Annotated in this window: 26 protein-coding genes, 1 tRNA gene and 1 other RNA gene; 22 read left to right on the forward strand and 6 right to left on the reverse strand. The window is 28.9% G+C overall.

The annotated features are described in order from the left end of the window. The first annotated feature begins 324 nt into the window (after window positions 1–324). The 8 genes from ACQPUW_RS02615 to ssrS all read left to right on the forward strand — a co-directional run bounded on the left by ACQPUW_RS02615 (window position 325) and on the right by ssrS (window position 7368). Window positions 325–453 (forward strand): hypothetical protein, encoded by a 129-nt coding sequence (locus tag ACQPUW_RS02615; RefSeq protein ID WP_430835941.1) that lies wholly within the window; start codon window positions 325–327, stop codon window positions 451–453. A gap of 61 nt (window positions 454–514) precedes the next feature. Beyond that, window positions 515–1795, forward strand: a complete 1281-nt coding sequence (celB, locus tag ACQPUW_RS02620; protein WP_430835942.1) for a PTS cellobiose transporter subunit IIC — start codon at window positions 515–517, stop codon at window positions 1793–1795. A 71-nt stretch (window positions 1796–1866) separates the two neighbouring features. Further along, window positions 1867–2790 carry a haloacid dehalogenase-like hydrolase gene (locus tag ACQPUW_RS02625; RefSeq protein ID WP_430835944.1) on the forward strand — a complete coding sequence of 308 codons (924 nt, stop codon included), beginning with the start codon at window positions 1867–1869 and terminating at the stop codon, window positions 2788–2790. A 271-nt stretch (window positions 2791–3061) separates the two neighbouring features. Next, window positions 3062–3847, forward strand: a complete 786-nt coding sequence (locus tag ACQPUW_RS02630; protein ID WP_430835946.1) for a hypothetical protein — start codon at window positions 3062–3064, stop codon at window positions 3845–3847. A 142-nt stretch (window positions 3848–3989) separates the two neighbouring features. Beyond that, window positions 3990–6278 (forward strand): RNA polymerase recycling motor HelD, encoded by a 2289-nt coding sequence (gene helD / locus ACQPUW_RS02635; RefSeq protein ID WP_430835948.1) that lies wholly within the window; start codon window positions 3990–3992, stop codon window positions 6276–6278. Window positions 6279–6439: 161 nt separating this feature from the next. Next, a complete protein-coding gene (locus ACQPUW_RS02640; RefSeq protein WP_430835949.1) occupies window positions 6440–6682 on the forward strand; it encodes a DUF1292 domain-containing protein in 243 nt (80 codons plus the stop codon). A 15-nt stretch (window positions 6683–6697) separates the two neighbouring features. Then, window positions 6698–7093, forward strand: a complete 396-nt coding sequence (locus ACQPUW_RS02645) for a hypothetical protein (protein ID WP_430835951.1) — start codon at window positions 6698–6700, stop codon at window positions 7091–7093. A gap of 82 nt (window positions 7094–7175) precedes the next feature. Then, window positions 7176–7368, forward strand: a non-coding RNA gene (gene ssrS, locus ACQPUW_RS02650) — 6S RNA. A 58-nt stretch (window positions 7369–7426) separates the two neighbouring features. Here the strand turns inward: ssrS and ACQPUW_RS02655 are convergent. After that, window positions 7427–7633: a hypothetical protein gene (locus ACQPUW_RS02655; RefSeq protein ID WP_430835952.1), complete on the reverse strand. Its 207-nt coding sequence runs from the start codon at window positions 7631–7633 to the stop codon at window positions 7427–7429. Window positions 7634–7955: 322 nt separating this feature from the next. On the opposite strand from ACQPUW_RS02655, the gene ACQPUW_RS02660 reads away from it, so the two are divergent. The 3 genes from ACQPUW_RS02660 (at window position 7956) to ACQPUW_RS02670 (ending at window position 10534) form a co-directional block, all read left to right on the forward strand. Further along, complete coding sequence (locus ACQPUW_RS02660) at window positions 7956–8162, forward strand: DUF896 domain-containing protein (RefSeq protein WP_243425049.1); 207 nt, start codon at window positions 7956–7958, stop codon at window positions 8160–8162. Between the two features lie 16 nt (window positions 8163–8178). Next, window positions 8179–9090: an HPr(Ser) kinase/phosphatase gene (gene hprK, locus ACQPUW_RS02665; RefSeq protein WP_430835954.1), complete on the forward strand. Its 912-nt coding sequence runs from the start codon at window positions 8179–8181 to the stop codon at window positions 9088–9090. 67 nt (window positions 9091–9157) lie between these two features. Next, on the forward strand, window positions 9158–10534 hold the full coding sequence (locus tag ACQPUW_RS02670; RefSeq protein ID WP_430835955.1) for an aminopeptidase: 1377 nt from the start codon (window positions 9158–9160) through the stop codon (window positions 10532–10534). 165 nt (window positions 10535–10699) lie between these two features. On the opposite strand, the gene ACQPUW_RS02675 is transcribed toward ACQPUW_RS02670, so the two are convergent. After that, a complete protein-coding gene (locus tag ACQPUW_RS02675) occupies window positions 10700–11260 on the reverse strand; it encodes a histidine phosphatase family protein (protein ID WP_430835957.1) in 561 nt (186 codons plus the stop codon). 118 nt (window positions 11261–11378) lie between these two features. Next, window positions 11379–12224: an aldo/keto reductase gene (locus tag ACQPUW_RS02680; RefSeq protein WP_430835958.1), complete on the reverse strand. Its 846-nt coding sequence runs from the start codon at window positions 12222–12224 to the stop codon at window positions 11379–11381. Between the two features lie 114 nt (window positions 12225–12338). Between ACQPUW_RS02680 and ACQPUW_RS02685 the strand changes: the two genes are divergently transcribed. Together ACQPUW_RS02685 and ACQPUW_RS02690 are read left to right on the forward strand one after the other, a co-directional pair. Then, window positions 12339–12737: a MerR family transcriptional regulator gene (locus ACQPUW_RS02685; protein WP_430835960.1), complete on the forward strand. Its 399-nt coding sequence runs from the start codon at window positions 12339–12341 to the stop codon at window positions 12735–12737. A 266-nt stretch (window positions 12738–13003) separates the two neighbouring features. After that, the gene (locus ACQPUW_RS02690; protein WP_430835962.1) at window positions 13004–13225 is read left to right on the forward strand and encodes a holin; all 222 of its coding nucleotides are present in this window, start codon (window positions 13004–13006) and stop codon (window positions 13223–13225) included. A 75-nt stretch (window positions 13226–13300) separates the two neighbouring features. On the opposite strand, the gene ACQPUW_RS02695 is transcribed toward ACQPUW_RS02690, so the two are convergent. Beyond that, window positions 13301–14131, reverse strand: a complete 831-nt coding sequence (locus ACQPUW_RS02695; protein ID WP_430835963.1) for a PHP domain-containing protein — start codon at window positions 14129–14131, stop codon at window positions 13301–13303. A gap of 133 nt (window positions 14132–14264) precedes the next feature. Here ACQPUW_RS02695 and ACQPUW_RS02700 point away from each other — a divergent pair, with 133 nt between their 5' ends. From ACQPUW_RS02700 to folK, 7 genes are read left to right on the forward strand one after another with little or no spacing between them, the layout of a single operon-like run. Further along, window positions 14265–14852: an anthranilate synthase component II gene (locus ACQPUW_RS02700; RefSeq protein WP_430835965.1), complete on the forward strand. Its 588-nt coding sequence runs from the start codon at window positions 14265–14267 to the stop codon at window positions 14850–14852. 1 nt (window position 14853) lies between these two features. Continuing rightward, window positions 14854–16224, forward strand: coding sequence for an aminodeoxychorismate synthase component I (gene pabB / locus ACQPUW_RS02705; protein WP_430835967.1), 1371 nt, complete (start codon window positions 14854–14856; stop codon window positions 16222–16224). Then, window positions 16221–17009: an aminotransferase class IV gene (locus ACQPUW_RS02710; protein ID WP_430835968.1), complete on the forward strand. Its 789-nt coding sequence runs from the start codon at window positions 16221–16223 to the stop codon at window positions 17007–17009. The genes pabB and ACQPUW_RS02710 overlap by 4 nt, the downstream gene beginning before the upstream one ends. Further along, entirely contained in the window at window positions 16984–17538 is a 555-nt protein-coding gene (folE, locus tag ACQPUW_RS02715; protein WP_430835970.1) for a GTP cyclohydrolase I FolE, read from the forward strand. Before ACQPUW_RS02710 ends, folE begins: the two co-directional genes overlap by 26 nt. Before the next feature lie 11 nt (window positions 17539–17549). Continuing rightward, complete coding sequence (locus ACQPUW_RS02720) at window positions 17550–18026, forward strand: HD domain-containing protein (RefSeq protein WP_430835972.1); 477 nt, start codon at window positions 17550–17552, stop codon at window positions 18024–18026. 18 nt (window positions 18027–18044) lie between these two features. Continuing rightward, entirely contained in the window at window positions 18045–18854 is an 810-nt protein-coding gene (folP, locus tag ACQPUW_RS02725) for a dihydropteroate synthase (RefSeq protein ID WP_430835973.1), read from the forward strand. 13 nt (window positions 18855–18867) lie between these two features. Then, complete coding sequence (gene folK, locus ACQPUW_RS02730; protein ID WP_430835974.1) at window positions 18868–19680, forward strand: 2-amino-4-hydroxy-6-hydroxymethyldihydropteridine diphosphokinase; 813 nt, start codon at window positions 18868–18870, stop codon at window positions 19678–19680. A 30-nt stretch (window positions 19681–19710) separates the two neighbouring features. On the opposite strand, the gene ACQPUW_RS02735 is transcribed toward folK, so the two are convergent. Next, complete coding sequence (locus tag ACQPUW_RS02735; RefSeq protein ID WP_430835975.1) at window positions 19711–20181, reverse strand: DUF4883 family protein; 471 nt, start codon at window positions 20179–20181, stop codon at window positions 19711–19713. A 118-nt stretch (window positions 20182–20299) separates the two neighbouring features. Here ACQPUW_RS02735 and ACQPUW_RS02740 point away from each other — a divergent pair, with 118 nt between their 5' ends. Together ACQPUW_RS02740 and ACQPUW_RS02745 are read left to right on the forward strand one after the other, a co-directional pair. Then, window positions 20300–20749, forward strand: a complete 450-nt coding sequence (locus ACQPUW_RS02740; RefSeq protein ID WP_430835976.1) for a hypothetical protein — start codon at window positions 20300–20302, stop codon at window positions 20747–20749. A 90-nt stretch (window positions 20750–20839) separates the two neighbouring features. After that, entirely contained in the window at window positions 20840–21859 is a 1020-nt protein-coding gene (locus tag ACQPUW_RS02745; protein WP_430835977.1) for a pyruvate kinase, read from the forward strand. A 285-nt stretch (window positions 21860–22144) separates the two neighbouring features. Here ACQPUW_RS02745 and ACQPUW_RS02750 read toward each other — a convergent pair. Further along, a tRNA-Leu gene (locus ACQPUW_RS02750) sits at window positions 22145–22228 on the reverse strand. Between the last annotated feature and the right edge of the window lie 196 nt (window positions 22229–22424).

The raw sequence follows: 22424 nt of genomic DNA on the forward strand, positions 1-22424 counted from the left end.
AATATATTTATAATAAGATATAAGTATATTAATTATAATTTATAACTAATAAGGTTGTTATTGCAAGAAGATATTAAATTTTTGTAAGTAATTAAAATTAATTATATTATGAATTAAAGGAGGGGATTGAAAGGAAAAAGAAAACAATTATGTTAGTTTATTTAGTGGGAATGAGTACAAGCTTATTAGTAATAAGAATGAAAAAGTAGATTAAGAGAAGAGCGTATAGATATTAATGTTTTGTAGTATCATCTTATTTAGGAAGAAACTAGAATTTAAAATAATAATATTTATGCACTGTTTTTTGGGACACAAATTAGTTTTATGGAGAGTCAGTTTGAATCTATTTTAACCAAAAGAAAAATTTCATTGGATGTGATTAATATGCAAGACTATGGAGTGATGGACGGTGAAAAAGTATTAAATAAAGCATTAGCTTTAATAAAAGGATAATAAATTTAGTTTTTTATCAGCTTTTAGAAAACGTTTTCTAAGAATAAAAGGGGGAGAAAATATGAAAAAATTTCAAAATTTTTTAGAAAATCAATTAGCACCAATTGCTGCAAAGTTAGGGAGCTATAAAGCTTTAATAGCTGTACGTGACGGAATTACTTTATCAATGCCACTTATTATTATTGGATCTGTATTCTTAATTCTAGCTAATTTACCTATAGAGGGTTACACAGAGTGGTTAGAAGGTTATTTCAATTTAGGTACAAAGATGGGACATGTTGTTAATTCAACTTTTGGAATTATGGCATTAATAGCTGTATTTGGAATTGCTAAGAGTATGGCAGAACAATATGAGGTAGATGGTTTAGGATCAGGTATTATAGCTTTAGGTGCTTGGTTAGTAGTTACTCCGAATTTAATTTTAAAGGATGTTGGTGAAGGTGTTCCTTTAACTTATTTAGGAAGTAGAGGACTATTTGTAGCAATTATTATTGGATTATTAACTGGATTAATTTATCAATACTTTGTAAATAAAAATATTGTTATTAAATTACCTGACACAGTGCCACCAGCAGTTAGTAAAAGTTTTACAGCTCTAATTCCAGGGTTTGTAATAATTACAGGAGCTTTCTTAATTGAGTTAATTCTAAGTCAATCTGGAATAGAAAATGTTCATGATATTCTTCTGCAAGTATTAGGAGGGCCGTTAGGAGTATTAGGAGGCACATTAGGTGGAACTATTGTTGCTGTATTATTAAATAGTGTATTTTGGTTTTCAGGAATACATGGAGGAAGTATTACAAATGCTGTAATGGATCCAATTTGGATAATGAATACAGATGTAAATCGTTTAGCATTCCAAGCCGGTAATGAAGTTCCGAATATTATAACTAGGCCATTTATGGATGTATTTGTTTATATAGGTGGAGGTGGTGCTACATTAGCGTTAGTAGCACTAGTATTCTTCTTAGGAAAGAGTGCTGAAGCAAAAGTAATTGGTAAAGTAGCTTTTGTACCAGGTTTATTTAATATAAACGAACCTGCAATGTTTGGTATTCCAATTGTATTAAATATGACACTTATAATACCATTTGTGTTAGCTCCAGTGATGAATGCAGTAGTAAGTTATTTTGCTATGTCAAGTGGATTGGTCGCTAAAACTGTAGGTATAGCTGTACCGTGGACAATGCCGCCAATTATTAGTGGATACTTAGCTACAGGTGGTAGAATAAGCGGTGCACTCTTACAAATCGCATTAATTGTTTTAGATTTAGCAATATATTATTTATTCTTTAAAGCTATAGATAAGACATGGCAAAAAAATTCTTTAGAAAGTATTTAATTTATGAAAGAATAATAAATTTACAAAAGGGTATTCTTTTAAATTTTTGAAAAATATATGAGGTGATAAATATGGTAAAAAGATTATTAAATGCAAATACTTCAGACATAAATAGCTTTACAGCACAGGAGTTAAAGCAAAGTATTAAAGCAAGTGAGGGGAGAACTGTATTAAGTGAGAATGTAGTTGTACGTGAACCAGTAATTTCTGATATTACAAATTCAGAAGTAGCAAGGGCTTTTGGAGCAGATTTGATTCTTTTAAATGCATTTGATGTGGAGAATCCTATAGTACTTGGAATGTATGATCAATTTAATTTAGTGAATGCAAAACCTAATAAGGATGTAATTCATGATTTAAAAAGGTTAGTTGGAAGACCAATAGGACTTAATTTAGAGCCAGTTGATGATAATGCAGATATGGCTGAGGAAAAATTAGAAATTCCAAATGGACGTAAAGCATCAGAAGATAATTTTAAAAAAGCAAATGAATTAGGCTTCGATTTTATTTGTTTGACTGGTAATCCAGGAAGTGGTGTTACTAATGAGAAAATAGTAAAAGCAATAAAAATAGCAAAAAAAATGTTTAATGGATTAGTTATAGCTGGTAAAATGCATGGGGCTGGAGTTAGTGAGTCTGTTGTGGATTTAAAAGCAATTGAAGAATTTATAGATGCTGGTGCTGATATAATTTTAGTTCCTGCAGTTGGAACTGTATGGGGACTTAGTGATGAAGAAGTAAAAGAAGCAGTTAGCTTAGCACATTCAAAGGAGGCATTAGTTATGAGTGCAATTGGAACTAGCCAAGAAGGATCAGATGAAGCAACAATTCGTGAAATTGCTGTTAGAAATAAGGTTTTAGGAGTAGATATACAACATATTGGAGATGCAGGTTATGCTGGATTAGCACCTATAGAGAATATATTTGCTATGAGCAAAGCAATTAGAGGACAAAGACACACAATATCTATGATAGCAAGATCAATACTTAGATAATAGTTTGGTTTAGTAAAGATATTAAATTGTTAAAATTTTTAGAAATAATGAATTTAAAAGATATTATTATAGGTATATATATAATTTAAAATATATTTTATAGGGTCCAATTTTTAAAACTAAGAGTAGGAATAATAACTATAGTTATTATTCCTACTCTTTTAGGTTCATAGAAAATATACAATGTGTTTTGGATTTATTTATAGTGGATGGATATAATAATATGGTAAAAAAGTTTAATTTTATATATAAACGTAGGGAGATAAGACTTATGAAAAAAATAATAGCTTTAATTATTTTATTTATTATAATGGGTGGAACAGTTGGTGCGTATGCATTTGAAAAAAAGGATATTAAATTAAAAAGTGAAAATGGTACGCTAATTTCTAAACTTAAATTTAATATTAATGATAAGGGTAATATGCAAGGACTTACATATAATAACAATACATTTTATATTGGATTTGATAGGAAGAATGATAATGGAGAAATAATTGCTTATGATAACAACGGAAATGAAATAAAAAGAAGTGGATTAATAAAGATAGGTCATGCTGCAGGATTAGCATACAGAACTAAAAATAATAGTATATATGTTGCAAATGGTGGAGGGAAAAATAAAACTCATATATATGAAGTTAAAATGAATGGTGATAAGACATATGTAAGTAAAGATTTAGATTATAGTAAGCTTGGTAATTCTGGATTAGTAGCAATAGATAATGATAATGATAAACTTATAATACATACAGCCGAAAATGATAATGGAAATCATATAATATCAATATGTAACTTTAATGGAAAAATAGAAAAGCAAATAAATATAAAAAATCAAGGAGTACCTCAAGGACTAGAATATTACAATGGATATATAATTTTATATACAAATAATAAGGTAACCTTTATAGATTCTAAAAATGGTGAAATAGCAAAAACATATAAAATAAAAGAAAAGAGTGAAAGTGAAGGTATAACTATATTTACTGAAGGTAATAAAGCTGGATTAGCCTATGGATACAATGGTAATAATAGATTATACACAACAGATATAGAATGATAAAATGCATGATTTAAAATAAAATGACTTTAAACCATGATATATTTAAGTATATAATATATACTAAGTATTTTTATTTGAAATTTCTAAACTAGGAATTCTAAACTAAGAATTTTAAACTAAAAATTAAGAGGTATTTATTGTGAGTAGTAACGGATTAAATGAAGAGAAAATTATACTAGAAGAGAAAAGAAAGCTTATAGATGAAGAGCTTATAGAAAAAGAAGAATATGTTAAGCAGGTAACGGGAAAATTTACAGAGCTTAGCAAAGAACTAAAGGGTAAATATAATTTTGAAAAAGAGTCTATTGAGAAGGCTATGAATTTAGCTAAAAGTGATATAGCGAAGTATGAAGAGGCATATAATAGCCCTTACTTTGGTAGAGTTGATTTTAGAGAAAAAAGATCAGCAGAAATTGAAAATATTTATATTGGAAAGCATGGAATAAGCAGTTCAAAAAATGGTGATGAAGTTGTAATTGATTGGAGAGCTCCAGTTGCAGATCTTTATTATAGTGGTACAGGGGGAGAAGCGTATTATAAGGCACCTGTAGGGATTATTGATGGAGAACTTTCATTAAAGAGAAAGTTCTTATTTAATGAGGACGGAAATATTGAAAGAGTTTTTGATGAAAGTATAAATGAACTTATGATAAATGGAGAAGAAGGACAAGGATTAGTTGATGAATTTCTTAAAATAAACCTTGAAGAGAGTAGAGGTAAAAAACTTAAAGAAGTTGTAGCTACAATTCAAAAAGAGCAAAATGACATTATAAGATGGCCAAGAAATCTTCCTATAATAGTTCAAGGATCAGCAGGGTCAGGAAAGACAACAATAGCCCTTCATAGACTTGCATATCTTATTTATAGATATAAAGAAAATATGAGCGGAGAAGATATATTGGTACTTGCTCCAAATAAACTATTTTTAGACTATATATCAGATATTTTGCCAAGTCTTGGAGCACATGAAGTAAAACAAAGTACATTTGAAGAAATAGCTAAGACAAAGGCTAAAATAAAGGGTAAGATATATAATAAAGATGAGAAGCTAAAAGCTATAATGGAAGAAGAAGATTCTACAAGAAAAAAATTGATTGTTAATTCGGCAAAAATAAGAGGCTCATTATTATTTAAAACGATGTTAGATAGATATGTAACTCTAATAGAGAGTAGAGCATTAGAAATTAAGAATATAGAAGCTTTCGGGCAAGTGTTATTTACTAGAAAAGAGATAATGAGATTATACTTAAAAGATTTAAAGGCTTATCCTATAAATAAAAGAAAAGATGAAATAAAAAGATATTTAAATTTAAAGCTTAAAGAAAAGATTGAAGTTGTTCTTGAGAGAGTAAATATAGAATGGGACGTTAAGATACGAGAGATAAAAATAAATGAAGAGGATTCAATTGATAGAAGAAAGAAACTTATAGAAGCTTATGACGAGAGAGATTCTATAAAGGATGGAATTAAAAAGAACTCTAAATCTATTATAAATGAATATTTCAAGGCATGGAGAGGAATAAATCCAAGTGATATTTATAGAGGTTTCTATAATGATGAAGACTTATTTGAAATCTCAACAGATGGCAAGATTCCAGAGCCTCTTGCTAAATTTATGAAGGATGAATTTAATAGTAGAGATAAAGAAGGCTATGTGGATGAAGATGACTTAGCAGCACTTCTATATATAAGAGTATTATTAGAGGGAATAGATGATTCAGAAAAGTTTAAACATATAGTAGTAGATGAAGCTCAAGATTACAGCCCTTTTCAAGTGTATTTAGTTAATGAACTAGCTAGAGGTAATTCATTAACTTTAGTTGGAGATTTAGCTCAAGGAATATATTATTATAAAGGCCTTAAGAATTGGGAAGATATAACTGAGGGATTATTCGGAGGAAAAGCTACTTTTATAAGCTTAAGTCAAAGTTATCGTTCAACAGTAGAAATTATAGATTTTGCAAAGGGAGCATTAAAAGCTCAGAACTTAGGGTTAAAGGATGCAAAGCCAGTTTTAAGACATGGGGAAGAACCAAAGATATTAAAATTAGAGGATGAAAGTGAAATAATTAAAGCTGTGGAGGATATAATTGATAAAGTTATAGAATCTGGTAAGAATAGTGTTGCTATAATAGCAAAGGATTCAAAAGAGGCTGAAAAAATAGAGAAATTATTAAAGAAGAAATGTAGATATAGGTTCCAAAGAATAAAAGGAAAAGAGAAGGAGTCTAAAGCAGATAATATCATTATTCCATCTTATTTAACAAAAGGATTAGAGTTTGACTGTAGCATACTTTATAATCCAAGTGATAATATTTATAATGAGGATAGTATATTAGATCAAAGACTATTATATGTATCACTTACAAGAGCGCTTCATAGTGAGTATATTTTAGCTTTAGATGAAGTAACAAAATTGATAAATTAAAAATATATCATATGAAAATATAAAAAATATTATTAAAATAATAAAAAAGGGTTAGAATAAAAAATATTCTAACCCTTTTAAAAAAATTACCTATATTAGGTTTGTATTTATAAGAATTTATATTTATAATAGGAAAAGAATAAATATTAGGAGGCGTACATATGGAAGAAAAGGAAATAATGTCTTTTAGAGATGAAGATGGTAATAAAGTAGATTTTGAAGCAGTAGCTAGAATATTTCTTGATGAAAAAGAATATCTTTTATTAACACCAGTTGAAGAAGAAGCAGAGGATATGTTTATATTTAGAGTAGATAAGGTTGATGATAAGGAAGAATTAAACCTTGTTGAAGATGATAAAGAATTTTTAGAAGTAAAAAAGGAATATAAAAAGCTTTTATATTAAAGGAGAGTTGTAACAATGAATGCTTTTGATATCATTGAAATATTAGAGGAAAATGGATTAACAGAAATCCAAGAAGTTTTAGTTAAAGATGATAGAGTAGTATTAGAATTTTTCTATGATTTTGACAGCGAGGAGCTTAACGCTGCAAAGGCTTATGCAAATGAAGAAAGTGACCTTGAAGAAGGTAGTGATGAGTGGAATAGAGATTGGTTTATACCATATCTTTTAGATATTGCTAAAGATAATATTGAGAGTACCATTGAAGAAATAAATGATGAGCTTGAGTTTGAGGGGATGGCTCATGAGTTAAATATAGATGGGAATAACAAAGATTATATAAAATTTATTTCAGTATTTTGCACAGAAGATTGCAATGTAGAACTAGAAGAAATGTTAAACGATTACTTATAGGCGATTAAAGGGTTTTGTTGACGTTTTTTTATTATAAATAAATACTTGAAATGATAAAAAATTGTGTTATAATAAAGTCATAGCATTCCTGAGATGTTCGCCAAGCTTATCATATTCAACCTACATATGATATTCGGGATTTGCAATAATATTAATAATGTCGGGCTCCAAGCTTTTGCTTCATTTATGACAGGAGATGACAGAGATAATATGAGCGAAACCCACCTGCGAGGCGCAGGTCTTGAATATATAGGCAAACGGCATGTTGGGATGATATATTTGCAAAATTAATACCTCTTTTCAGAGGTATTTTTTTTATACAAATACATATTTTTAAGCTGCTATTCTATTGAAGTTTTTAATAGTAGCATTTGACTTCTTGTGAAGCTTGTACAAGCGCATTTGATAGCGGCTCACGTATCCGTCTAAGTTTTGAGAAAGTATAATCATGAATTTGTTAGAAGGTTTAACAAATTTTAATAATACATTTAATAGAAGTTTTCTATTTTTTATTTTCTTTCGCATTCTTTTAACTGTCATAATACACACCTCACTTTGTAAAATTAATAATTTTATAGTCATATTATACCATTTATGGTAGGAATGTAAAACTTATTCGCGATACAAAAAGTGACAAAAAATGTAATTTTTATGCATTAAAAAAGATGAAAAACATATATAGAAAAGTTAATTTGTAGATATTTATTATTTATTTGTCGCATTAAGTTGTATAAAAAAAGTAATAAATGTTAACAAGATGTTGAAAAGATGAAATCATTGATGATTAAAGTTGATTATGCAAGTAATTATAGGTAAAATAAATATAAGAAAAAATTGTAGCTTAAGTATAAGGAGTAGTAAAATGGATAACAAAAAAGATAATATAGATGAAATGAGTATAGATGAGGTAACTTTAAAAATAAACGAATTATATAAAAAGAGTAAAGAAGATGGGCTAAATGATGAAGAAAAAGAATTACAACAAAAATTAAGACAAAGATATATAGATAGTGTAAAAAGAAACTTCAAAGCCCAACTTGCGGGTATAAAACCAAACAAAAAGAAATAATAGAGGGTGGTTAGGGATGGCAGTAACTGTTGAAAGATTAATTAAAGATTTTGAACTAGAGATATTAGTAGAAGGTAATGCAGGAGAAAAAATAAGTGTAAGTGATGTTAATAGACCTGGACTTCAATTATCAGGGTTTTATAATTATTTTACACCAGAGAGAATACAAGTTATAGGTAAAGCTGAGTGGAGCTTTCTAGATGATATGCAAGTTGAAATAAGACAAAAAAGATTAAAGAAGTATTTTAGCTTTGATATGAAGTGTGTAATTATAACAAGAGACCTTGTACCACATGAAGAACTAATAAAATATGCAGAAAAACAAAAGGTATGGGTGTTAAGAAGTAATTTAGTTACAACTAAGTTTATTAGTAAACTTACTATGTATATGTCTGACAAGCTAGCTCCAGAAACTAGACTGCATGGAGTGTTGGTAGACGTTTACGGTATAGGTATATTAATAACTGGAGAGAGTGGAATTGGCAAAAGTGAAGTTGCACTTGAACTTATAAAAAGAGGTCATAGATTAGTAACAGATGATGCTGTTGATATAAAAGAAATTGATGGAGAACTTATTGGATCTTCTCCTAGAATAACAATAGGTATGCTTGAAGTTAGAGGAATTGGAATAATTGATGTATCTGCATTATATGGTTTAAGTTCTGTTCTTCAAGAAAAAGATATTAAGCTTGTTATGCATTTTGAACATTGGAAAGACGAAGGAGATTACGATAGACTTGGAACAAATTACGAGTATATGGATATTTTGGGGGCACCTGTTAGGAAGTTAACTGTTCCTATAAGACCAGGTAGAAATATCGCAGTAATCATAGAAGCAGCAGCTGTAAACTTTAGATATTCATTAATGTCTAATGAAACACCTGTTGATATTATAGAAAGTAGAATAAGTCAAATAAGCGATAATTAAAAAAGGATTATTAATTCTATTAATAGATAATAATATATTATAAAAGATGAAAAGGGAGGGCTATAATATGGCAAAAAATGCTTGGCAAAAGTATGATGAAAAAGGAATAAGAGAAATTTTTGATTTTAATGAAGGATATAAAGATTTCATATCAAAATGTAAGACTGAAAGAGAATGTGTTGTAGAATCAATTAGAATAGCAGAGGAGCATGGTTTTAAGGATTTAGATAAAGTAATTAAATCAAATGAGACATTAAAGCCAGGAGACAAAGTATATGCAAATAATATGGGGAAGACATTAGCTTTATTTGTAATAGGTGAAGAAAGTATGGAGAAGGGTCTTAAAATATTAGGGGCTCATATAGATTCACCAAGATTAGACTTAAAACAAAATCCATTATATGAGGATACTGATTTAGCATTTTTAGATACTCATTATTATGGTGGAATTAAGAAGTATCAATGGGTAACACTTCCACTTGCTCTTCATGGTGTTGTTGTTAAGAAAGATGGAAGTAAAATTGATATAGTAGTTGGTGAAGATGATAATGATCCAGTTGTTGGAATATCAGATCTTTTAGTACATTTAGCAGCTAATCAAATGGATAAAAAAGCAGCAAAAGTTATTGAAGGTGAAGATTTAAATGTACTAATTGGAAGTATGCCTTTAAACGGAGAAGAAAAGGATGCTGTAAAAGCTAATATACTTAAAATATTAAAAGAAAAATATAATTTTGAAGAAGAGGATTTCTTATCAGCAGAAATTGAAGTTGTACCAGCAGGTCGTGCTAGGGATTATGGATTAGATAGAAGTATGATAATGGGATATGGTCAAGATGATAGAGTATGCTCATATACTTCATTAATTGCTATAACAGAAATGGATAAGATAGATAAGACTTGTGTATGTTTACTTGTTGATAAAGAAGAAGTAGGAAGTATTGGTGCAACAGGAATGCAATCTAGATTCTTTGAAAATATAGTAGCAGAAGTTATGGATAGAGTCGGTGACTATTCAGACATAAAATTAAGAAGATGCTTAACTAATTCAAAGATGCTTTCATCAGACGTTAGTGCAGCTTTTGATCCAAATTACCCATCAGTTATGGAAAAGAAGAATTCTGCATATTTTGGAAATGGAATAGTATTTAATAAATATACTGGTGCAAGAGGTAAGTCAGGATGTAATGATGCAAATGCAGAATATATGGCAGAGCTTAGAGCTATGATGGAAAAGCATGATGTATCATTCCAAACAGCAGAACTTGGAAAAGTTGATCAAGGTGGCGGTGGAACAATCGCTTATATCTTAGCTCAATATAATATGGAAGTAATAGACTGTGGAGTAGCACTACAAAACATGCATGCACCATGGGAAGTTGCATCAAAAGTTGATGTTTTTGAAACTAAAAAAGGATATGTTGCTTTCTTAAAGGAAGCTTAGATCATATAAAATAAAGAGAGTATCTAAAATAGGCAACGGGTTCGGCTTTGATGTGCAAAAAAGTTTTTCACATTAAAAATCACAAGCACATTCACTACTAAATTCACAATAAAATCACAAAATAAAAGTCGGCAAAAAGTTGCCGACTTTTTAATTCGTATACTTTTAATTTAATTTACTAAAATCATGATTTATTATTTCTAACAATTTAAATTTATCATTTTCAAATTCAAACTTTAGGATACAACAATTACCAAGTCTTTCTTTTTGGTCAATATCGCTAGTATGGGCCCAGTACCTCATAAATTGACGGCAAGCGGCTCCGTGAGAAACAGCTAAAACAGTATGATGGTCATTATTTTTCATAATTGAATAGATGCTTTCTGCAACTCTTTTTCTCAATTCAATTTCGTCCTCACCACCATACTTAACAAAAAAATCTCCATAAGGTAATGGCGGATTTAAGTCTTCACTTTCCCCTTCAAAAGTACCAAAATTCCACTCTTTGAGCCCTTTTACTCTTTTATATGGAGTATTAGAAACGTACTCCAAGGTGTCGCAAGCTCTTTCAGAGGTAGATGAGTAGGCGTGGTCAAAAGTTATATTATTTGTTTTAAAATATTCTCCAGCTATGATGGCTTGTCTAATTCCAAGCTTAGTTAATGGAGCGTCGCACCACCCTTGGACTTTTCTTCTAACATTAAAAAGGGTTTGTCCATGTCTCATTAAGTATAATATTTTTTTCATAAATTCATCTCCCAATTCTTAGTTATATATTAATTTAATAAAACTAATAACTCGTAATTTAATACCAATACGTAAAGACTATTAAGCATATTTCCTCCTATCTAATAAGACTTGCTAACATCTCTACCGCTGATGCTTCTTGATGATTAAAGAAAGAACTTTCTTTTTTGTCTAAAGCAGAGATTTTATTCATATCTTCTTCGCTTAATTCAAAATTAAAAATATTAATATTTTGCAACATTCTTTCTTTATTGACTGTTTTTGCTAATGGAACAATTCCTCTTTGAACTAACCATCTTAAAATGACTTGTGCAACTGATTTACCATACTTATCTCCAATAGTTTTTAGCTCAGGATTAGTAAACATTCCACTTTTTCCTTCTGCAAATGGTGCCCACGCTTCTAACTGTACACCATATTTTTGATTAAATTCCTGTGCTTCTATTTGTTGATGAAATGGATTAACCTCAATTTGATTGACTGCTGGCGTAACTTCATTAAATAAAGCTAAGTCAACTAAACGGTCTGGATAAAAATTTGATACTCCGATAGCTTTGATTTTTTCTTCTTTATATAAATCTTGCATAGCTCTATAAGTTCCATAATAATCATTTATTGGCTGATGAATTAACACTAAATCCAAATAATCTAATTGCATTTTCTTTAGAGATTCTTCAATAGCTGCTTTTGCTTTTTCATAACCACTGTTACTAATCCATACTTTAGTTGTGACAAATAATTCTTCTCTAGGCACTGATGAATTGATAATAGCTTCTCCAACTGCTTCCTCATTACCATAAGATTGAGCAGTGTCAATTAAACGATACCCTACGTCAATGGCATCTAATACCGCTCTTACACATTCTTCTTTTTCAGAAATTTGGAAAACTCCAAAACCAACTGCGGGCATTTTGATACCATTATTTAAAGTTACATATTTCATTTTTAATTCCTCCTTGATTTTTTATTATCTTCATCTTACAATAAATTGTATCACTAGGTAGTAACTACCGAGCAAGAGCTTTTATAGATTTTTTAAGTTTAGGAGGTAAATTTTATGTATACAATGAAAGAAGTATGCGAGAAAGTTGGGATGTCCTATGAAACATTAAAGTTCTATTGTAAAGAAGGTTTGGTCCCTAATGTCAAAAGAGATAAAAATAATTATCGTAATTTTGATGAAAAAAATATTGCCTGGTTAAAAGGGCTACAGTGCTTAAGAAAATGTGGTATGAGTATTAAAGATATGAAAGTGTATATGAATTATTGTTTAAAAGGTCCTTCTACGATTCCAGAAAGAAAAGAGATGCTTGATAAATCAAAAGATTTGTTATTAAAGCGAGTTGAAGAAATTTATGATTGTATTCATTTTATTGATGATAAACAATCTTTCTATGATGATGTACTCACTGGTAAAATAGAATATATAAGTAATTTAATTGATGTGAAGATTTAGTAGGATGTTCATTAAAGACTTTATCTATTTTCCCATCATTATTCTCTAGGTAAGCAGGAGTGCAGAGATATGCTCGATACTTATTGCTAAATCTTATAAAATACTAAGTTTAGAGTTGTGTGAATTTTAATGTGATTTTTTATTATATTTTAAATTTTGCATCTCAAAGCCGAACTAGTTGTAAAAAAGATACTCTCTTTATTTTATATATAGTAACATATGTAATGTAAAATCATATAATATACCACAAAGGAAGGTGATATATTATGATTGATGCATCACGTTTTAAAAATTATGGATTATGGGTTTCTGTAGCAGCATTAATTCCTATGATTCTGCAAGGATTTGGAATTAATATTCTACCAGAAAATTATCAAGAGATAGTTAATACTATACTGTCCATTTTAGTAATGGCTGGAATATTGAGCAATCCAACAACTAGTTGTAAATGGTATATTGATGATAAAAAAGAGAAAAAATTACCATAAGAAGAGATTGAAATTTCTTTATTAAATAAAAAGTGCCTATCTATATTAATTTATAGTAGGCACTTACTTTATGTTTTATATAGTTAATCTTTTCATTAATTTACCTAAAAGGTCATCATTTAAAGACATGTCGCCAATGTCGCCATGACGTTTATCATTTATAAAATCACCATGGCAATCTGAACCTGCAGTTACTAAAAGATTATGTTCTCTTGCAAAAGATAATAAGGATTCTTCATCCTCTTTAGAATTTAAGAAGTATACAGCTTCGATACCATCTAAATCAAATTCTAAAAACTCTTCTAGTGGAGAATTTTTAATTAGTATAGGATGAGCTAAAACTACAATGGCATTAAATTTATGAAGTATATCAATACCTTCTTTAATTGTTATTTTGTTAGTTGGTACATAAGCAGGTTTATCCTTACCTATGAAGTTATCAAAAATATAGTCTTGTGTATATGGATAGCCAGCATCCATTATAGCTTTTGCTATATGTGGTCTTGCAATTACGCTTTCACCATACTTTAAGACATCTCTAAAATCTATTTTTATTTCAAAGATATCATATAGCTTTTTAACCATTTCTTCTGCTCTTAGGATTCTTCTTCTTTTTATAGAATCTAATATTTCAAGAAATTCCTTTGATTTATAACTATCATCTTTAAAAAAGCCTAATAAATGTATACTTTCATTATTGTGATTACATGAAAATTCTACAGCTGGTATTAGTTTTATATCTTTAATTTTTGCTTCGTTTATTGCTTCAGGAAGGCCATTTACAGTATCATGATCGGTTATTGCAAGTATTGATACTCCATTTTTATATGCTCTATCTACTACATCTTTTGGGCTAATTATCCCATCAGAGGCATTTGTGTGTACGTGAAAATCAACCTTTGTCATGGAACTTCAACTCCTTTCTTATCCTAATATATTTTTTAAGAGAAAAAGCTATGATATAATTTAAATATTATAAGTATTTTAGCACAATAAAAGGTTTTTTGTAATAAAATTTGGTTAGAAAAGGAACAAAATTATGTTAATAATGATAGATAATTATGATTCATTTGTTTATAACTTAGTAAGGTATTTCAATGAATTAAAAGAGGAAGTAATAGTATATAGAAATGATGAAATTACTGAAGATATTATAAATAAAATTAATCCTGACGGAATAGTAATATCTCCAGGTCCTAAAAGTCCAAAGGAGGCTGGAGAAGTATTAAATATAATAGATAAATTCAAAAATAGAATACCTATATTAGGAATATGCCTTGGACATCAGAGTATAGGTCATTACTTTGGGGGAGAAATTGTAAAGGGAGAGAGACCTATGCATGGAAAGATATCTCCTATATCAAATAATGGACAGGGAATATTTAAAGGAATACCTGAAAAGATAAAGGTAACAAGATATCACTCTTTAATAATTAAAAAAGAAGATTTACCTTGCGAATTAGAGATAACTGCTATGACTGAAGATGGAGTAATTATGGGGATTAGACATAAAGAATTCCCTATATACGGAGTTCAATATCATCCAGAAGCAGTACTTACAGAAGAAGGATATTCAATTCTTAGAAACTTTATAAATATTTGTGAAGAGTGTAAGGAGAGAAAATAATATGAGATTTAAAATTAAAGAATTTATAACTAAGTTATCTCCTTTTGATATATATTCTATATTTAGTAATGAAGAAGATAGCATATTTTTAGATAGTTCAAAGAAAGATGAGAATTTATCTAAATATTCATTTATAGGAATAAATCCAATTGAAAAGTTTGAAGTAATAGATGGAAAATGCTATATAAACTCAGAGAAAATTGAAAGTAAAGATGGATTTTTAGAGATAGAAAAGAGAATAGATAAATATAAATTAAATGTACAAAGTGATATTCCATTATTAGGAGGGTATATTGGTTATATTTCTTATGATGCAGGGAGAATGATAGAGAAATTACCAAATACGGCTAAGGAAGACTTTAAAATTTCTGATATGAGATTTATATTATACAATAATATAATAATATTTGATTTAATAAATAAAAAATCGTACATAACTTCTTTAGGATTAGAAAGTAATAAAGATATAGATAATGAAGATAAAACTATAGATATTATAGAAAACAAAATATTAAATGCTAAACATTTAGATAAAATAGATATTTGTGAAGGAGACACGAAATTTTATTCAAACTTTACAAAGGACGAATATATAAGTGCAGTATCTACTATGAAAGAGTATATAAGAAATGGTGATATATACATTGCAAATATGACACAAAGGTTTTATTGTGAATGTACAGAAGAGGCATTTAAAGTATATTCAAAGCTTAGAAGTATAAATGAAGCACCATTTTCTGCTTATTTAAACTATAAAGATTTTCAAGTTATAAGCTCATCGCCGGAAAGGTTTATCCAAATAAAAGATAGAAAAGTAAGTACACGTCCTATAAAAGGGACTAGACCTAGAGGTATTAATAAAGAGGAAGATAATTATTATAGGAAAGAGCTTCAAAATAGTGAAAAAGATAAATCAGAGTTACTTATGATTGTTGATTTAGAAAGAAATGATTTAAGTAAAGTTTGCAAACCTAATTCTGTTGATGTTACTGAATTATTTAAGATAGAAGAATATGCAACAGTATTTCATTTAGTTTCAACAATAGAGGGTGTATTAGAAGATGGGAATTCAGCAGTAAAATGTATGAGAGAAGCATATCCTGGAGGATCTATAACAGGAGCGCCTAAGATAAGAGCTATGGAGATTATAGAAGAGCTTGAAGGAGTAAAAAGAAATATATATACAGGAAGTATAGGATATTTTGATTTAAGAGGAAATAGTGATTTTAATATAGTTATAAGAACTATATTAAAAAAGGATAATAAGGCATACTTCGGAGTTGGAGGGGGTATAACCTGGGAATCTAATGAAGAAGAAGAATATGAAGAAACACTACAAAAAGCAAGGGCATTAATGAAGGTGTTAAGATGAGAAAAATTATAATTAATGATGATAATATAAAATTAGATAATGGATTATTTTTTGGTCAAGGAGCATTTGAAACAATTCTTTGTGGAAAAAATCCATATTTTTTAGACTTTCATCTTAATAGACTAAAAAAAGCTCTTGAAGTTTTAGATATGCAACCTTTAATAGAAGAGAAAGAAATAGTAGAATATATAAATAAATTAAACATTAGAGATAAAGTATTAAAAATAACAGTTACAGATAAAAATATAATTTTAACAACAAGAGAGAATCCATATACAGAAGAAATGTATGAGAAAGGATTTTCTCTTAAAATATCAGATGTTTTAAGAAATTCAACATCTATACTTCCTAATATAAAATCAACTAATTATATAGAGAATATATTAGAGAAAAGAAAGGGCAATAAAGAAGGATATGATGATGTAGTATTTTTTAATGAAAAAGGTTATTTATGTGAAACATCTGTCTCAAATATATTTTGTATAAAAGATGAAAAAATTTATACTCCTGATTGTTCAAATGGGCTATTAAATGGAACTGTTAGAGAATGGATAATTAGAAATTTCAATGTTATACAGTGTAATATTACGTTAAAAGATTTAGAAAATATGAAAGAAGTATTTGTAACTAATAGTTTAATTGGTATAATGGAAATTAAATCTATAGGGGAATTACAATTTAATACACATGTAATTACAAAGAGTATAAGCAATAAATATAAAGAACATATTAGCAGTAGAGATGGAGGGCAAAGAATATATGATGAACAAAGAAAAGATAATTGAAGGCGTAAAGCTTATAATAGAAGGAATTGGAGAAGATCCAAATAGAGAAGGACTAATAGAAACACCAGATAGAATAGCAAGAATGTATGAAGAGATTTTTTCAGGGCTTAATAAAGATGCGGAAGAATACTTAAGTAAAGCATTTACTGTTTTCAGAGATGATTTAGTTATAGAAAAGGATATAGTATTTTATTCAATGTGCGAGCATCACTTTGTGCCATTCTTTGGGAAGGCTCATATAGCATATATACCAAATGGGAAGGTTGCCGGACTTTCAAAGCTTGCAAGAACTGTAGATATACATTCTAGAAAGCCACAACTTCAAGAGCAGTTAACTTCTGATATAGCAGATGATATTATGAAATATCTAGATGCAAAAGGTGTAGTTGTAATGATTGAAGGTGAACATACTTGTATGACTATGAGAGGTGTTAAAAAGCCAGGAACAAAAACTATAACAACTACCTATAGAGGTATTTGTGAAGAGGATAGAGGACTTAGAAGTGAAATACTTTCATTAATGAGATAGGAGTTGATTTAATGAAGAGAGTAAATCAGATTTTAAATAATGAAACTTTTAAAATAAATATGGGACTTTTAGATAAGTTAGAGAAGGATAGAGAGTTTTGTAGACATGGGCTAGACCATAGTTTAGACCTTGCAAGAATTGCTTATATAAAATCACTTGAAGAAGATATTAAGATATCAAAAGAGATTATTTATGCAGTTGCTCTTTTACACGACCTAGGTAGGGTACTTCAATATACGGAAGGAGTACCACACCATGAAGGAAGTGTAATTTTAGCAAAGCAAATACTAAAGGATACATCCTTTAATGATGAAGAGAGAACACTAATAATTGATGGAATAGAGAAGCATAGAGAAACTAATGGTAAGAACTCCTTTAATAAACTAATTCAAGATAGTGACAAGCTATCGAGAAATTGTTTTAGCTGTAAGAGTTATGATAAATGTTATTGGGATAGTAATAAGAAAAATAATTTAATAAAGTATTAGTTTAAGGAGTGGATTACTATGAGAATAGGAAATAAAGAGTTTAATATAGGTGAGAGAACCTATGTAATGGGAATATTAAATGTAACACCAGATTCCTTTTCAGATGGAGGGAAATTCAATAGTATAGATGCAGCAATTAAAAAAGTAGAAGAGCTTATAAGAGATGGTGCTGATATTATAGATGTTGGAGGAGAATCTACAAGACCTAATTTTGAAGTAGTATCTACTGAAGAGGAAATTGAAAGAGTTGTACCTATAATAAGAGCTATAAAAGAGAACTTTGATATACCAATATCTATAGATACTTATAAAAGTGCTACAGCAGAAGCGGCTATAAAAGCTGGTGCTGATATAATAAATGATGTTTGGGGATTTAAAAAAGATCCTAATATAGCGAATGTTGCAGCAAAATATGATGTTCCTTGTATACTAATGCATAACAGAGAAGAAGATGAATATAAGGATTTAATGAAAGATGTTGTGTTTGATTTAATAGAAAGTATAAATATTGCATTAGATGCTGGAGTATCAAGAGAAAATATTATTTTAGATCCAGGTATAGGCTTTGCAAAGACTTTAGAAGAAAATCTAATTGTTATGAATAATTTAGAGCTTATTAAAGCTATTGGATATCCAGTTCTTTTAGGAACATCAAGAAAGAGAATGATAGGATTAACATTAGATTTACCAGTAGATGAAAGAGTTGAGGGAACTATAGCAACTACTGTTCTTGGAATTGTTAAAGGATGCGAATTTATAAGAGTACATGATGTTTTAGAAAATAAGAGAGCATGCGTTATGACAGATGCTATGTTAAAAGCTAGATAAAGAAGGGATACTTATGGATAAAATTTATTTAAAAGATGTTGAAATCTTTGCAAATCACGGTGTATTTGAAGAAGAGAAGACTCTTGGACAAAAATTCATATTTGATATTGAGTTAGAATTAGATCTCTCAAGAGCAGGAAAGACCGGTGATCTTACTTCTTCAGTGCATTATGGTGAATTAGTATATGGAGTAGAGAAAGTCGTATGTGAGAGAAGCTATGATCTTATAGAAACTGTTGGGGAGAGAGTAGCTGAATATATTCTGAAAGAATATAGAATGATAAAAAATGTTAAAGTTAAAGTTAAGAAGCCATGGGCTCCTATAGGAAGACATTTAAGTTATGCTGCAATTGAGATTAATAGAGGGTGGCATGAAGCTTATATTTCAATAGGAAGTAACATTGGTGATAAGGAAAAGAACTTAAGAGAAGCCATAAATTATTTAGAATATGTAAATGGAGTTAGTATAGATAAAGTTTCAAGATTTATAAAGACAGAACCTTGGGGACTTAAGGAGCAAGAAGAGTTTTTAAATGGAGCTATTAAGATAAGAACGATACTTTCTCCAAAAGAGCTTATGGAATCACTTTTAAAGATTGAAGAAGAAATGAAGCGTGAGAGAATTATAAAATGGGGACCTAGAATAATTGATTTAGATATAATTTTCTATGATGACTTAGTAAGTGATGATGAGTATGTTACTGTCCCTCATCCAAGAATGGAAGAGAGAGAATTTGTATTAAAACCACTTGCTGAGATAGCACCAAATAAAGTACACCCATTATTAAATAAAAGAATATTTAAAATGCTTGAAGAATTAAATTAAAAATAGGAGTGCAAATTAGTCCTTGCACTCCTATTTTTTATGTTGTACATAATCACAAAAATCATATAGATTGAAATGGGTAGGAAGATTACTCATATCAATTATGTCTTCACTATAATTACCATCCCATGGAGTAATAGTAGAAGTCTTATTATCATAAATTTTTATAATATATTTTTCATCAGAAAAATTAACTATAAGTCTAAATTTTTCTTTATTCTTAGGAGCATATTCTTCTAAAAAAGCTTCATCAGATAAATTACTTAAAAAATCTTTTAATATTCCTAAATCTTCTTTATCAACAGGAAAATGTTTATAAAGATTAGTATCAAATACTTGCAGAGTATAATCTTCATTATTTTTTAAGTTTTCTTTTATTTTTTCTGTGTAATAACTTTTTGAAGGACTTTGTTCAAAGTTTATATATCTTGCGGTATTTAAACTACACCCTTGCAGAAATAAGAGGGCAACAATTAAAAATAAAAGTTTAATGCGTCTCAAAAATAGAAACCTCCTTTATCCAATCTCTTTAATAACTTATTCTAATCTATGTAAATTTAGAACATTTTAAGAGACCTTGAATATAATATAATAAAATTTAATCCTTGGAGGTATTACTATGAAAATTGGAATAGATATAAATAATTCTGATATTTCCAGGGCAGTAAGGAATCAACTCAAGAGCAAAGGGTATTATGTAGTTGATATGTCTTTGGAAGAAAAGAAATCAATTGGAGAAGAAGTATTTAGAAAGACAATCCTTGCAAATACATCTAATTTAGATTTTCTAATATCTGTACAAATTAACGAAGGAAATAATATAGTAGATGTTTATTATGAAGATAAGGAATTATCAAAAAAATTTTCTGAGGAATTTATAAAATGCATAGATAAACTTGGGGTATCAAATGCTAAATTTAATAAGGGAGAAGAATTTTATTTGATAAAAAATACTAAAGCAACAACCTCTATTATTAAGATTAATTTACAAAATATCGATATACAAAAAGAAAATATAGTACAAAATATAATTTCTTGCATAGAATGTATAAGATTTATTAGAACGTAAATAAACTTTATAATATCTTAATAATAATTAATGGATAAAAGAGAGATTAATGCAGTAGTATATAGTAATTAGTAAAAAGGGGGGAGGAAAATGAGGATAGTAGCTACTATAGGACCCAGCATAAAAGAAAAATGGGTTCTTCAGGAGTTGATTTCATCTGGGGTTTCTACATTTAGATTTAATTTTTCTCATGGATCAATTGAAGAGTTTGATGAAGGGTACAAGTTACTTAAGGAATTAAAAGAAGATATACATATAATGGTTGATTTACCTGGAAGTAAAATAAGAATATCAGATAAATTACCATATATATATAAGATTTATAATGGTGAAGAAATAATATTTTGCGGAGAAGACACTTATATAAATGAGGGATATTCAATTAAGAAGGGAAAAATGAGGGTAATTCCTTTAAATATAAAAAATGAAATTCTTAGGAATGAAAAAATGAAAAGCATTTCAATGAAAGATGATACTATGAGGTTTGACATACTTTATATAGATGATACGGGAATCCATGTTAGGGTAAAGAAAGGCGGAATAGTTAGGGCTGGAAAAGGATGTAATATAAAAGGATTTTCTAGAAATAATATAGGACTTTCATTAAAAGATAAAACTGCAATTGCCTGGGGAATTAAAAATAAAGTAGATATAATATGCCAATCTTTTGTTGAATGTGCATCTGATATAGGCATAGTAAAAGATTTTATAAGAGAGCAAGACTCAAATGGGTACATGCCAACTATATGGGCTAAAGTTGAGACGCCTAAGGGGATAGATGATATAGTATCAATATCCAAAGAGGTAGGGGGAGTCTTGATAGGAAGAGGAGATTTGGTACCAGAGGGGAGTATAATAGATACACCCATATATCAAAATAAGGTTTTTGAAAAACTAAAGGATTATGATGGTGAAATAATAATAGGAACTCATATTTTAAACAGTATGAAGCGTGGAAAAACAGCAGATCTTGCTGAAGTTGATAGTATATATAATTCAGTAACAAAGGGAGCAAATGGTTTTTTATTATCAGGGGAAACATCAATTGGAAAGGCACCAATAAAAACTGTAAAATTCTTATCAAAACTTATCGAAAGGTATAAAGAATAAAGGGGTTTTGGTTATATGAAAAATAAAGGTGATGAAAAGAAATCTTTATATACTATGCTTACTCAAGCAGCATGGGTAGCAGTTGGATGTGGAATATTATTTTTAATGTATAAAGTTGTAACTGAATTAATTTAGAATTATAGACTTTTCTTTTAAGGGGAAGTCTATAATTTTGCAGTTGTATTAAAGCTAAAATTAAATATGTTGAGATAGAGCTAAAAGATAATTAAATAAAAAAAGACATATAAAATAGTTTTAAAACTATTTTATATGTCTTTTTTGCTTTGGTGCCACCAGTGGGAATCGAACCCACACGGTAAAACCGCATGATTTTGAGTCATGTGCGTCTGCCAGTTCCGCCATGGTGGCAAAATATAATATTTTAGTTAGTAAAATAATTGTTACTAACATTAAATATTATATCAGATATGGAAACAAATATCAATTATATAAATAAATTTATCAAAAATATGAAAAAAATTAATATTTTAGTTGTTAGATGAGAGCACATTTGCTAAAATGTATGTAGGATAAAACTAACCCACCGGGGCAGTTTTTGACCTAG

This window comes from Clostridium sardiniense (genome assembly GCF_050584765.1).
GTDB classification, from domain to species: domain Bacteria; phylum Bacillota; class Clostridia; order Clostridiales; family Clostridiaceae; genus Clostridium; species Clostridium sardiniense_A.

Coding starts and splice junctions, on each gene's coding strand:
- ACQPUW_RS02710 (WP_430835968.1), top strand. CDS start 16,221: ATGAGAAAAATTATAATTAATGATGATAATATAAAATTAGATAATGGA.
- folK (WP_430835974.1), top strand. CDS start 18,868: ATGGATAAAATTTATTTAAAAGATGTTGAAATCTTTGCAAATCACGGT.
- hprK (WP_430835954.1), top strand. CDS start 8,179: ATGGCAGTAACTGTTGAAAGATTAATTAAAGATTTTGAACTAGAGATA.
- ACQPUW_RS02700 (WP_430835965.1), top strand. CDS start 14,265: ATGTTAATAATGATAGATAATTATGATTCATTTGTTTATAACTTAGTA.
- ACQPUW_RS02625 (WP_430835944.1), top strand. CDS start 1,867: ATGGTAAAAAGATTATTAAATGCAAATACTTCAGACATAAATAGCTTT.
- ACQPUW_RS02615 (WP_430835941.1), top strand. CDS start 325: ATGGAGAGTCAGTTTGAATCTATTTTAACCAAAAGAAAAATTTCATTG.
- ACQPUW_RS02685 (WP_430835960.1), top strand. CDS start 12,339: ATGTATACAATGAAAGAAGTATGCGAGAAAGTTGGGATGTCCTATGAA.
- ACQPUW_RS02670 (WP_430835955.1), top strand. CDS start 9,158: ATGGCAAAAAATGCTTGGCAAAAGTATGATGAAAAAGGAATAAGAGAA.
- pabB (WP_430835967.1), top strand. CDS start 14,854: ATGAGATTTAAAATTAAAGAATTTATAACTAAGTTATCTCCTTTTGAT.
- ACQPUW_RS02675 (WP_430835957.1), bottom strand. CDS start 11,260: ATGAGACATGGACAAACCCTTTTTAATGTTAGAAGAAAAGTCCAAGGG.
- ACQPUW_RS02630 (WP_430835946.1), top strand. CDS start 3,062: ATGAAAAAAATAATAGCTTTAATTATTTTATTTATTATAATGGGTGGA.
- ACQPUW_RS02645 (WP_430835951.1), top strand. CDS start 6,698: ATGAATGCTTTTGATATCATTGAAATATTAGAGGAAAATGGATTAACA.
- ACQPUW_RS02690 (WP_430835962.1), top strand. CDS start 13,004: ATGATTGATGCATCACGTTTTAAAAATTATGGATTATGGGTTTCTGTA.
- ACQPUW_RS02640 (WP_430835949.1), top strand. CDS start 6,440: ATGGAAGAAAAGGAAATAATGTCTTTTAGAGATGAAGATGGTAATAAA.
- ACQPUW_RS02655 (WP_430835952.1), bottom strand. CDS start 7,633: ATGACAGTTAAAAGAATGCGAAAGAAAATAAAAAATAGAAAACTTCTA.
- ACQPUW_RS02740 (WP_430835976.1), top strand. CDS start 20,300: ATGAAAATTGGAATAGATATAAATAATTCTGATATTTCCAGGGCAGTA.
- ACQPUW_RS02660 (WP_243425049.1), top strand. CDS start 7,956: ATGGATAACAAAAAAGATAATATAGATGAAATGAGTATAGATGAGGTA.
- celB (WP_430835942.1), top strand. CDS start 515: ATGAAAAAATTTCAAAATTTTTTAGAAAATCAATTAGCACCAATTGCT.
- folE (WP_430835970.1), top strand. CDS start 16,984: ATGATGAACAAAGAAAAGATAATTGAAGGCGTAAAGCTTATAATAGAA.
- ACQPUW_RS02680 (WP_430835958.1), bottom strand. CDS start 12,224: ATGAAATATGTAACTTTAAATAATGGTATCAAAATGCCCGCAGTTGGT.
- ACQPUW_RS02720 (WP_430835972.1), top strand. CDS start 17,550: ATGAAGAGAGTAAATCAGATTTTAAATAATGAAACTTTTAAAATAAAT.
- ACQPUW_RS02745 (WP_430835977.1), top strand. CDS start 20,840: ATGAGGATAGTAGCTACTATAGGACCCAGCATAAAAGAAAAATGGGTT.
- folP (WP_430835973.1), top strand. CDS start 18,045: ATGAGAATAGGAAATAAAGAGTTTAATATAGGTGAGAGAACCTATGTA.
- ACQPUW_RS02695 (WP_430835963.1), bottom strand. CDS start 14,131: ATGACAAAGGTTGATTTTCACGTACACACAAATGCCTCTGATGGGATA.